We start from the raw sequence: 11,674 nt of genomic DNA, 5'->3' as shown, positions 1-11,674 counted from the left end.
CCGAAGGAGTGCCGCCGAACCCCTCCCCAGTTACCGGCCGGTAGGCAATGATGGCGGTCGACCATCCACGCGGCGGGGGCTGAGACAGCGGTGACGACTTCCAACGAACGGACCACGGTGCACGCCTTCCGGGACGACGCCCTGGGAGAACACGACGCCGTCGGCCTCGCCGCGGCGATCCGCCGGGGCGAGACAAGCGCCGCCGAGGCCGCCCGGGACGCGGCGGAGCGGGTACGCGCGGTCGAGGCGCGCCTGAACGCGGTGCAGACGCACCTCGACCCTCCGGCGCCGGCCGCCGGCACGGCCGGCGCCTTCGCCGGCGTACCGACCTTCGTCAAGGACAACACCGACTACCGGGGGCTGCCCACCGGCCACGGCAGCGGCGCCTTCACCCCGGTGGCGGCGCGCCGGCACGCCCCCTTCACCCGGCAGTTCCTGAGCACCGGTGTCACGGTGCTGGGCAAGACCCGGCTGCCCGAGTTCGGGTTCAGCCCGACCACGGAGTACGAGCACGCCGAGCCGGTGCGCAACCCGTGGCACACGGACCATTCGGCGGGCGGCTCCTCGGGCGGCAGCGCGGCGCTGGTCGCCGCCGGAGCGGTGCCGATCGCGCACGCCAACGACGGCGGCGGTTCGATCCGGATCCCCGCCGCCTGCTGCGGACTCGTCGGCCTCAAGCCGACCCGCGGCCGGACCGTGGCCAATGCCCAGAGCCGTCAGCTCCCCCTGGACCTGGTCACCGAGGGAGTGGTGAGCCGCTCCGTACGGGACGCCGCCGCCTTCCTCGCCTCCGCCGAGACGCACTGGCGGAACCCGAAGCTGCCGCCCCTGGGCCTCGTCGAGGGCCCCTCGGCGCGCCGGCTGCGCATCGGCTTCCTGCTCGACTCCCCGAACGGCGTCCGCTCCGACGACCCCACCCGCGCGGCCGTCAAGGACACCGTGACGGCGCTCGAACGCCTCGGCCACACCGTGGAACCGGTGGAGCTGGCCATCGACCCGAGCTTCACCGACGACTTCCTCGCCTACTGGGGCATGCTGTCGTTCCTGCTCGGCGTCACCGGCCGCACCCTCGGCCGCGACTTCGACCACCGCCGGATGGACAGCCTCAGCCGGGGGCTGCGCGAGTCCTACCTGGCGAACTGGCGGCGGACCCCCGGCGTACTGCGCAGGCTGAAGCGCACGAAGGAGGCGTACGCGGCGTCCTTCCGCGGGCGCGACCTGATCCTCACGCCCGTGCTCGCCCACACCACACCGCGGATCGGCCGGCTCAGCCCGGCCGTGCCCTACCCGGAGCTCATCGAACGGATGCTCTCCTACGTGGCGTTCACCCCGGTCAACAACGTGGTCGGCACCCCGTCGATCTCGCTGCCGGCCCCGGACGCGACCGAAGGGGGGCTGCCCGTCGGCGTCATGTTCTCCGGCCGCCCCGGCGCCGAACGCACTCTGCTGGAGCTCGCGTTCGAGTTGGAGGCCGACCGTCCCTTCCGCCGCATCCAGGACGTCAGCGGGTGAGCCAGCCGCGCAGCAGCCTGCTCACGGCCGGCATCGCCGCGTAGGTCATCAGCACGTTGAAGACACCGGCCGTGACCGCGCTGCTGAGCAGCAGGGGCAGCGTGCTCAGGTGGGGCACCAGGAAGAGCCCGCCGAGCACGGAGATCGGGTAGACCGCGAGCGTCGCGCTGACCGCCATCTTCCACCGGGGCGGTGCGGGCTGGGTCGAGCCCGGCTTGGCGAACCAGGTCTCCATGCCGGTCAGCGTGCGCCGGGCGATCTCGGTGTGGTGGTGGCCCCGGCAGTCGGCGAACCAGGCCGCCCGCTCGGGCGAGTCCTGCCAGGCCCGGCACGCCTCCGCGTTCCGGAAACGGTGGACGAGGAACCAGGGGGCGTCACCGCCGGACGAGCGGAAGAGCCCGTACCCCAGGTGGCCGGGGAAGGCGGCCGCACTCTCCAGGATGCCCTTCGCCCACAGCTCGAAGGCGGCTTCGTGGCCGGGCTCCACACGGCGGGCTATCAGCAGGGTCACCTCGCCGTCGTCGGCGGGGACGGTGGTGTGCTCAAGGCTGACCGCGGTCACGTGAACTCCTCATGATCACGCCGCGCCCGCCCACACTCTACGCGCCGCACCCCCCGCCCCGGCAGGCAACCGCCCGCCGGGACCGGGGGACCGGGATCACTTCACGGACGCCGTCGCCGCCTCGAAGTGGCTCTTGACCTGGGCGGCGGTGAGCACCTTCGGGTAGACGGCCGTCTCGTCCAGCTGGCCGGCGAAGAAGTCGCTGGCCGACCGGCCCGGCCATCCGGCGAGGTTGTCGCCGCCGGCGTGCCAGTAGCCCGTGTAGCTCCCGCGCGAGGCGACGTTCAGCGTGCCCTTGCTCTGACCGTCGACGTAGAGCGTCATTCCGGCCGGCCCCTGGGTCGCGACGGCATGGTGCCACCGGTTGTCGTTGTACGTGTCGAACCACTGCGTGGCCAGGGTGTACGTCGAGCCGGAGTACACGCCGAACACCAGGCGGCCGGTGTCGGTCAGGTAGAGCTGTGCGTCGTACTGGCCGCTGAGCCAGGTGGTGTTGTTGCCGAAGCCGATCAGCTTGCCGCCGCGCGTGGTACCGGTCTTGAACCAGGTCTCCAGCGTGTAGGAGCCGCCCACCGTCTCGCGGTGGTCGCTGTAGACCTGCTGGCCCGTGCCGTTGAAGCCCATGGCCGTGCTGCCGGCGACCGCGCCGGGCGTCTGCCGGAGGGCCGGTGCGCCCACCTGGACGCCGCTGGTGCCGCCGCCGGAGGAGTCCGCCACGTACGGGCTGACGGTGTCGTCGTAGCGCCAGTACAGGGTGGCGCCGTCCGCACGGACCTGGTTCGGGTACGCCTGCGCCGAGGCCGGGACCGTCACGGAGACGGTGGCCGACCGCGCGCTGGTGTTGCCCGCGCCGTCGGTGGCCGTGACCCGGTAGGTGTAGGTCTGGCCGGCCGTGACCGCGGTGTCCGTCCAGGAGGCCTGCCGCCGCTCGAACTCCACCGAGTCGGCGGTCATCGTGTGCACGGGCGTGGCCGCCCCGTTGCGGTAGATGCGGTACGTCAGCCGGCTGTCGTCGGTGTCGAAGCTGGTGCGCCAGCGGACCTGGACCTCGCCGGGCCGGATGCTGCCCGCGCTCGCGACCGGGGTGGTCGGCACGCCGGTGTCGCCGGTGGACGCGAAACGGGTCAGGCCCTGCTGGGGCTTGCCGTTGACCGTGGTGAACTCACCGCCGACCCACATGTACGCCGTGTCGCCCTTCGACGAGACCGCCATGACGCGCGGGCCGACGCCCTCGCCGATGCCGCCGTTGACGGCCGGGAACCAGCCGAGCTTGCGCGGACCGGGCACGTACCCGTCCACCGGAGCCGGAGCGGTCTTGTGCTGGGTGGGCTGCGCCATCAGGTAGCGGCGCTTCCCGTCGTCGGGGAACTCGCCCTCGGTGGCGCAGTTGTGCGCGTGGGAGGAGACGTAGAGCACGCCGTCGTAGGGCAGCACGTTCTGGGTCGCCCCCAGGCAGCGGTCCCGCCAGCGCTCGCTGAAGTCGCTCAGGCTGAAGGCGGTGCGCCCGTCGAACACCCCGCCGGCGTTGCCCTGGTTGCCCGTGTAGAAGCCGTTGCCGTCGGTGGCGATGTCCATCACGACCGAGAGGGGGTGGAAGGTGTTGTACGTCTTCTTCACCGCGCCGGACGTCGCGTCGGCCACGGCCAGGGCATGGCTGTTCGCGCCGTTGAGGGTGAAGAAGTCACCGCCGAGCAGCACGCTCTTGCCGTCCGGGGTGAGTTCGATGGCGCGGCCCGACTCGTCGGCGTTCGCGGTGAAGGGCCGCAGGGCCCCCGTGGCGGCGTCGACGGCGGCGAACTTCTGGCGGGTCTGGCCCTGGACCGTACCGAAGTCACCCGCCGCGTAGAGGGTGTTGTCGGAGACGGCGAGCGCGCGCACGGTGGCCGAGAAGCCCGGGTGGAAGCCCGCCTTCGGGGTGCAGCCCGCTATGTCGATCGCGGCGACGTTGGAGACCTTGACACCGTTGACGGCGCCGAACCGGCCACCCGCGTAGAGGGTCTTCCGGTCCTTCGAGACGACCAGGGAGCGCACGGTCGCGGTGCTGCTGGTGGCGGTGAAGGAGAGCTTGCACGAGGTGGGGTTACCCGTCGCGGCGTCCAGCGCGGCGAAGTTCACCGCCTGCTGCGGCGTGCCGGCCGCGCCCGCCGGCGGACGGAGCTCGGAGAAGGTGCCGCCGGTGAACACGGTCCCGTTCACCTGGGTCATCGCCCACACGATGCCGTTGGTCTGCCAGACGGGCAGGTTGTCGGCGGTGAAGGACACGGGCGGGGTGACGGCCGAGGCGCGCGGTGTCACGACCACGGCGATCCCGGCGCCGGCAGCCGCCAGCGACAGGACGAGGGCAGCCGCCAGCCCTCTGGATCTGCGTCTTCCGGTCACCATCAGCACCTCAATGATCAAGGGTTGGACGAGGGGATGGCGAAAGGGTGCCAGAGGGGAGCGCGGGAAAATTCGGGCAAATGGAAGGATGCGACGCGATGTCGGAACGTTACCCGGCGACTACACCTGACGCAGAATCATATCCCTTTGAAACCAGGCAAGTTGGGCAGGCCGGAGCGGGGCGGCGCGGGCGCCGCCCCTGGGTCCGTTATCGAATCGAGATGAAAACCTGCTGCGCCCGCGCTCTATTGACGAAAATTCAGCGGGTCAGGACTTCGGCAGGGTGTTGACGTAGTCGGTGCCGGCGCCGTAGAAGCCGTCCACCGTCTTCAGCACGTCCGCCTGGGAAACCGCCTCACCGGCCTTGTAGTAGAACCAGTTGACCTTCGTCTCCCAGGTGCGGGGAGCGCCGGTGAAGGGGAGGTCGATGAACCAGCTGCTGAAGTGGACGTCCATCTTTTCGCGCGGTACGTACTTGCCGGAACTGGTGAACAACTCCTTGCCGTCCAGGGAATAGACGACCTTTCCGTTCATGGCGGTGATCATCAGAATGTGCCAGCCCTCCAGCCGCCGCTTGAGCGTGTGGCTCACCCGGTCCGGCGGATCGGCCTTGTACCAGCTGACGTTGTCGAGTCGCGGACCCACCGAACCCCAGCCGCCGTTCGGCAGGTACTCGAAGTCGAGCTCGCTGTAGTCCGCCGAGGAGTCCGAGGGGGAAATCGGAAAGAAGGTCTGCACGACGTGGTCGCCGTTGCGGCCGCTCGTGGGCCTGTCGCCGAAGTGGACCCGCGCGGCGAAGGTCCCCGTGAAGAAGTTCCGGCCGGTGCTCTGCACCTCGACCTGCCCGGTGCCCTGCCTGGTGCCGTCGGTGGAGGACCGCAGTCTGAGGACCCTGCCCCCCTGGGCGGACGGGTCGGAGGGGAAGCCGGCGCCGGCGGCGGACCAGGTGTCCTTGATCCCCGGGCCGCCCCCACCGGTACGGACCTCCCAGCCGTGGGCGGCGAGCGCCGGGTCTTCGGGGCCGCTGTAGCGGAATCCGTCGAACACGGTTCCCGGCGGTCCGGACGGGGACGGCGAGACGCCCGTGGCGGGCGCGGCGGCATCGTCGCCGGGGCCGCCGGGGCCGCCGGAACACGCGGCGAGCGCGCACAGGAGGGCGGGCAGCGCGAGCGCGGCCCACGCGCGGCGACGAGAGGTGCGGCGGGGGTGGCTCACACGGACTCCTTGGAGGCGGTACGCGGACGCGCCCCTTGCATAAAGATCAATTACCGGTCACACGAGGGGGTCATCCTAAGGGCCAATGTGAACGCCGGATGGACCGAATGCTTACCGACCGGTATGCGGTGACCGTACCGGCGGGTTTACCGGCCGGTATTGCCAATTGGCATTTCGATCCGATTACGGCACCCGAGCAGATCGCTCCAAATGCATATATCGGGCCCAAGTCGAAACGGGCCGGTGCACTAGCGTTCGCCCTGCGATTCCGCGGTCCACGTACCCTGCACTGAAAGGCCCTCGCAAGGTGCGCCCAGTCATGACTCCCTTCGAACGCGGATCGGCATACCCGGCGCAGCCTGAAATGTCCGGATCGGACGTCGAGGAGCCCGCTCCCGCACCGGTGTTCGTCGACCAGTCGGGTCTGCGCGGCCGTCTGCTCCGGGGCTTCGCCTGGCCGGTCTCCGTGGTCGGCGCGATCCTGGCGATCGCCATGGGCAGCAGCCTGATCGGCGTACAGGCCGACGCCCCCGTGATGGGCGTACCGGCGCAGCCCTCGTGGTCGCCCGCCCCGCCGCCCCCACCCGTACCGTCGCCGTCGCCCACCCGGTCGTCCGCGTCCGCCGCGCCGTCCCCACTCCGGACGGCCCGGCAGTCCGCGACCCCCCGGGCGAAGACCGCGGCCTCCACGGCGAAGACCGCGGTGGTCCCCCCGAAGAACGGGGCCTCCGCCACGAAGACCCCGGCCGGCCCGGCGAAGCGCACGGCCACCCCCTCGAAGCCCACGGGCGCCGCGCCGCGCGGGGCGAAACCCTCGGGTCAAACGGCCAAGCAGCCCTGATCGTCCGCACCCACCGTCTCCAGGAGCGTCATTGTCCCGCCACCAGCGCCGCCGGCAGTCCCTGCTCAGGCCGCGCCGACTGGCCGCGCCGCCGCTGCGCTTCTTCATGCCGTTGTCCCTGCTGGCCTGCCTGCTCGCGCTCCTCGTCCTGCGCGGCCTCGCCACCAACGAGGTGTTCCACGACTCCCGGATCGCCATCTCGGTCGACAAGACGACCGTGCCGGTCGGCCTCCTCAAGGGCGGTCCGGTCATCGACGCGCGCGGCGCCAGGAACGCGGAGCCGGTGAGCTATCACATCCCCGACCGCACCGCCGTGCTGAGCTTCGACGACGGTCCCTCGCCGAAGTGGACCCCGAAGATCCTCGAGGTGCTCGCGGCCCGCGACGTCCGTGCGGACTTCTTCGTGACCGGCGCCATGACCACGCGCAACCCGGAGCTGATCCGGCAGATCGTCGCGGGCGGCCACGAACTCGGCGTGCACACCTTCACCCACCCCGACCTGGTGTACCAGTCCCACTCCCGGATCAGCTGGGAGCTGGCGCAGACCCAGCTGGCGCTGGCCGGCGTGGCGGGCGTCCACAGCGCGCTGTTCCGGCCGCCGTACTCCTCCGACGCCACGGCGATGGACGACTGGAACTACCCGGTGATCAAGTACGTGGGTGCGCGCGGCTACCTCACCGCGTTCATCGACCGCGACACCGACGACTGGAAGCGCCCCGGCGTCGACGCGATCGTCAAGGCCGCGATGCCGGCCAGGCCGGGGGCGGGCGCGCTGATCCTGCTGCACGACGCGGGCGGCGACCGCACCCAGACCATCACCGCGCTCGGGCAGATCATCGACAGACTGAAGGCCCAGGGCTACCGCTTCACCACCATCTCCGAGGCGCTCGGCGCCTCCAGCGCCACCGTGCCGGTGGACGGGTACCAGCTGTGGGCGGGCAAGGGATTCATCTGGGCCACCCAGTTCGCCGTACTCACCCTGCCGGTGCTGGTGGGGCTGCTCGCCGTCGTGGGCTTCCTCAACTTCGGCCGGTTCGCGCTGATGATCGTCCTCGCTCCGGTCCACGCCCGCCGCTCCAAGCGCCGCGACGCCTGGGGCCCGCCCGTCACCGGGCCGGTCACCGTACTGGTCCCGGCGTACAACGAGCGCGAGTGCATAGCCAACACCCTCAACTCGCTGGCCGCCAGCGACCATCCGATCGAGGTCATCGTCATCGACGACGGCTCCACGGACGGCACCGCGGACATCGTCGAGGAGATGGACCTGCCGTTCGTCCGCCTGATCCGCCAGGTCAACGGCGGCAAGTCCAGCGCGCTCAACACCGGCATCGCGGCCGCCTCGCACGACATCATCGTGATGATGGACGGCGACACCGTCTTTGAACCGTCCACCGTGCGCGAGCTGGTCCAGCCCTTCGGCGACCCGGCGATCGGCGCGGTCGCGGGCAACGCCAAGGTCGGCAACCGAGAGAGCCTGATCGGCGCCTGGCAGCACATCGAGTACGTCCTCGGCCACAACCTGGACCGCCGGATGTACGACATCCTCAACGTCATCCCCACCATCCCCGGCGCGGTCGGAGCCTTCCGCAAGGAGGCCCTGCAGGAGGTCGGCGGGATGAGCGACGACACCCTCGCCGAGGACACCGACATCACCATCGCCGTGCTCTGCGAGGGCTGGCGGATCGTCTACGCCGAGCACGCCCGCGCCTGGACCGAGGCCCCCGCCAGCCTGCAGCAGCTCTGGTCCCAGCGGTACCGCTGGAGCTACGGCAGCATGCAGGCGATGTGGAAGCACCGCGGCGCGGTGACCTCCCGCGGCCCGGCCGGGCGGTTCGGCCGGCTCGGACTTCCGCTCGTCGTGCTGTTCGGCGTGGTCGCCCCGCTGCTCGCGCCGCTGGTCGACCTGTTCCTGCTCTACGGCGTGTTCTTCGGGGACGCCCGGCTCACCCTCACCGGCTGGGGCGGCTTCATCCTGCTCCAGGGCGCACTGTCCTGGTACGCCTTCCGGCTCGACCGAGAGAAGCCCTGGCACCTGATCAGCCTGCCGATCCAGCAGCTGGTCTACCGGCAGCTGATGTACATCGTCCTGTTGCAGTCCGCGATCACGGCCATGACCGGTGGCCGGCTGCGCTGGCAGAAGCTCCGGCGCACCGGCGAGGTCGCCGCCGCACCGGTGGAGGCCTGACCGTGAGCGCACCCATCGACCTCGGGCGTACCCGGGACACCGTCCGGCTGAGGATCCCCGCCGCCCTGCGGCAGGGGCAGTGGCAGGAGCAAGGGCAGGGGCACGGGCCGGAGCCGGAGCCGGAGGCGCCGCAGGGGCGCAAGGGCGGCCGGGACCGCTACCTCGACCTGCTGCGCGCGCTGGCCCTGTTCCGCGTGGTGCTCTACCACAACTTCGTCTGGTTCTGGCTGCCCCTCGTCTTCCCCTCCATGGGCGTGATGTTCGCGCTGGCCGGCTCGCTGATGGCCCGCTCGCTCAGCCGTCCCGCCCTCGGCGTGATCCGGGGCCGGCTCCGCCGGCTGCTGCCGCCGATGTGGCTGTTCGGCGCCGTCATGATCGCCCTCCAGATCCGCGACGGCTGGGGCCCCGACTCCGAGGGCCACCCCACCTGGTGGTGGGCCAAGCTGGGCTTCTGGATCCTGCCGCTGAGCACCCCGCCGTACGCGGACGAACTGTCCGGCTTCCACCACCTCGTGGAACAGAGCTGGGCCGCGCAGATCATCGTCCCGCTCTGGTACCTCCGGGCGTACCTCTGGTACGTCCTGCTCTCACCGCTGATGCTCCGGGCCCTGCGGCGCTTCCCGCTGGTGACGCTGTTCACCCCGCTCGCGCTGGTGATCGTCATGAACACCTTCTTCGCCGAGCAGGAGTTCATCTGGTACCGGGTCTGGGAGACCGCCAACGACTTCGCCATGTTCGGCTCCTGCTGGATCCTGGGCATGGCCCACCAGGAGGGCCTGCTCAAGAAGATCCCGCAGTACGTGGTGCCGTCCGTCGCGCCACTGATCATGGTGGCCGGCTTCTGGTACCTGCAGACCCGGCCGGTCATCGACCCGACCGTGGCGACCGACATCGAGGCGTGGCCCATCGCCCAGGCCCTCTGGTCCCTCGGCTTCGTCGCCCTCCTGCTCCACGTCAGCCCGTCCTGGGAGCAGTGGCCCAGACTGCTGGAACGCTGGAACGGCCTGGTCAGCCTGCTCAACGCGCGCGCCGTCAGCGTCTACCTCTGGCACCAGGTCGCGCTGGTGGTCGCCATCCCGCTGATCGACCCGCTGTGGAGCGTCCCCTTCTTCTACGACAACCTCCAGTGGCTGCTGGCCAGCCAGTGGTTCACGCTGCTGGTGGCGATCCCGCTGCTCGGCCTGCTGGTGCTGACCTTCGGCTGGGTCGAGGACGTGGCCGCCAAACGCTCCCCACGGCTCTTCCCCTACCCGCGCCGCCAACGCGGCCGCCGCCGAGCCGCCGACTGACGGCGCCGGCACCCACCCGCACGCCCCGAGGGGCCGTCCCGGAACTCCCCGGAACGGCCCCTCGACCGCTGTGCAGGACGTGTCAGTGCTCGCAGAGGGAGAACTCCCGCTCGTAGAGCTGCTCGTTGTGTTCGTCGACGAAGAACTTGCGTTCCTTCATGAGCTGTTCCCGGTACTCCCCGGCCTGTGCGAGCGTCATGGTCGAGGTCTCCGACCACGGCTGCTGCGGCGGCACGTCCGAGGTCGAGACCACCGTCGTCGACGGATCGACCAGGAAGAACGCGAGGATCTTGCGGTGGCCCGCGCGCGTGGGGTCCGCGAGGCGGAACGGTCCGACGCGGTGCTGCAGCACGTTCGGGAAGGCCAGGCAGCGGCCCGCCGGGGTCGATGCCGAGCCCAGTACCTGGTTCAGGGCGTCCTCGTCCTCCAGGCCGTAGACCTCGCGCACGCCGTTGTCGTCGCTCTGCTCGTAGCTCGGGTCGTCGAGTGCCGCCCGGAAACCCAGCCGGCTCTCGGTGATGTTCTCGCTGTCCCAGTAGTAGAGGCCGGTCGAGACGATCCGCTCGTTCAGCATCCCCTCGACGTGCCAGGAACCGCCCGCGTACTCGGGATCCTCCGGGGTGAGGTGGATGGTGGCCAGCTTCACGATGACCTGGAGGCGGCGGCCGCGCAGGTCGACCCGGGCGGCCGCCTCGGGCACCTCGGGCGCGGTGAAGTCCGGGGCGTCCGGGACGACCGGACGGCGGTTCTCCCACCAGGCCTCGTGCGCCTCCTCCCAGGCACTGCGGGCATCGCAGTAGGCCCCGTAGTCGCCGAAGGAGGACTGGACCGGATACTCCGGCTCCGAGTCGTACCACCCGTACGGATCGACCTCGATGCGCAACGGCCGCGGATGGCGCAGATCGGTGAGCACGTTCTCCCACAGCGGCAGCATGCGCGCGAACACGTCCGGCAGCACGGCGGCGAGTTCGCGATGGGTCTCGGGGTGGACGTTGTTGACGTACGAGCGGAAGACGGCTCCGCCCTCGTCACTGACGTCGACGTCCGTGGGCAGCCACTGGAACCGCTCCGAGAACTCGTACTTCGACCAGTGGTCCGTCGGGTTCCGCCACGCCCGCCCGGGACCGCCGCTCACGTCCCGCACCAGGCAGAACAGGGAGGGATGCACCAGATCCAGCACCTGCCCGCCGGATCCCGGATGCCAGTCCCGCTCCGCTTCCGGGACTTCCTCCAGGACCCGGACCGCCTCGCGGAGCCGGGCGGCGAGCCCGTCGTCGACCAGTGTGTCCGACTGCCACACCCCGTCGACGGCGGACACCTCGATGCCGGTCCGCCCGTCCCGCAGGCCGGCGTAGTGCGCGAGTTCGGCGAGGACGTACCGCACCTGCGCTTCGGTGAGGCCCTGAGCGAGGGCTTCCCGGGTCCACCGGGCAACGATGTCGGCGTCGTTCATCTTGTCGAACCACCCCGGCTTCGCCCGGATGTGCGCGCTGCACTGCATCATCTGCAGTTCCCGCAGCGTCCGGGGAGTCGCGAACGATACGGAACGCGATGCTTGGAAGGGCAGCGGGAAGGCAGACAGGCCGGTCAATTCTCTTGGTCCTCCGAGTCGGTGTGCGGTGGCCGGAAGAATACGTCAGCCCACTGACACGGGCTGTCCCGAGAAGCCGAATGCTCCTCAGGACGGCGAT

At 70.7% G+C, this 11,674-nt stretch carries 8 protein-coding genes; 4 read left to right on the top strand and 4 right to left on the bottom strand.

What is annotated here, in order from left to right:
• The first annotated feature begins 90 nt into the window (after positions 1–90).
• Positions 91–1,512, top strand: coding sequence for an amidase (locus AB0O36_RS30995; RefSeq protein ID WP_365115919.1), 1,422 nt, complete (start codon positions 91–93; stop codon positions 1,510–1,512).
• On the opposite strand, the gene AB0O36_RS30990 is transcribed toward AB0O36_RS30995, so the two are convergent.
• The 3 genes from AB0O36_RS30990 to AB0O36_RS30980 all read right to left on the bottom strand — a co-directional run bounded on the left by AB0O36_RS30990 (position 1,502) and on the right by AB0O36_RS30980 (position 5,668).
• Complete coding sequence (locus tag AB0O36_RS30990; protein WP_365115917.1) at positions 1,502–2,074, bottom strand: antibiotic biosynthesis monooxygenase; 573 nt, start codon at positions 2,072–2,074, stop codon at positions 1,502–1,504. The two genes, AB0O36_RS30995 and AB0O36_RS30990, sit on opposite strands and share 11 nt — an antisense overlap.
• Before the next feature lie 96 nt (positions 2,075–2,170).
• Positions 2,171–4,456, bottom strand: a complete 2,286-nt coding sequence (locus AB0O36_RS30985; RefSeq protein WP_365115915.1) for a LamG-like jellyroll fold domain-containing protein — start codon at positions 4,454–4,456, stop codon at positions 2,171–2,173.
• A 264-nt stretch (positions 4,457–4,720) separates the two neighbouring features.
• A complete protein-coding gene (locus tag AB0O36_RS30980; protein ID WP_365115914.1) occupies positions 4,721–5,668 on the bottom strand; it encodes a glycoside hydrolase family 16 protein in 948 nt (315 codons plus the stop codon).
• 319 nt (positions 5,669–5,987) lie between these two features.
• On the opposite strand from AB0O36_RS30980, the gene AB0O36_RS30975 reads away from it, so the two are divergent.
• The 3 genes from AB0O36_RS30975 (at position 5,988) to AB0O36_RS30965 (ending at position 9,983) form a co-directional block, all read left to right on the top strand.
• Complete coding sequence (locus AB0O36_RS30975; protein WP_365115912.1) at positions 5,988–6,509, top strand: hypothetical protein; 522 nt, start codon at positions 5,988–5,990, stop codon at positions 6,507–6,509.
• A 106-nt stretch (positions 6,510–6,615) separates the two neighbouring features.
• Entirely contained in the window at positions 6,616–8,694 is a 2,079-nt protein-coding gene (locus AB0O36_RS30970; protein WP_365115948.1) for a glycosyltransferase, read from the top strand.
• Positions 8,695–8,696: 2 nt separating this feature from the next.
• Complete coding sequence (locus tag AB0O36_RS30965; protein WP_365115910.1) at positions 8,697–9,983, top strand: acyltransferase; 1,287 nt, start codon at positions 8,697–8,699, stop codon at positions 9,981–9,983.
• Positions 9,984–10,065: 82 nt separating this feature from the next.
• Here AB0O36_RS30965 and AB0O36_RS30960 read toward each other — a convergent pair whose 3' ends face one another.
• Entirely contained in the window at positions 10,066–11,574 is a 1,509-nt protein-coding gene (locus tag AB0O36_RS30960) for a DUF4246 domain-containing protein (protein WP_365115909.1), read from the bottom strand.
• Positions 11,575–11,674: the final 100 nt, after the last annotated feature.

Source organism: Streptomyces sp. NPDC089799 (genome assembly GCF_040684755.1).
GTDB lineage: Bacteria > Actinomycetota > Actinomycetes > Streptomycetales > Streptomycetaceae > Streptomyces.
Note: the sequence above shows the minus strand (reverse complement) of the source record. Positions and strands in the feature narration are given on the sequence as shown.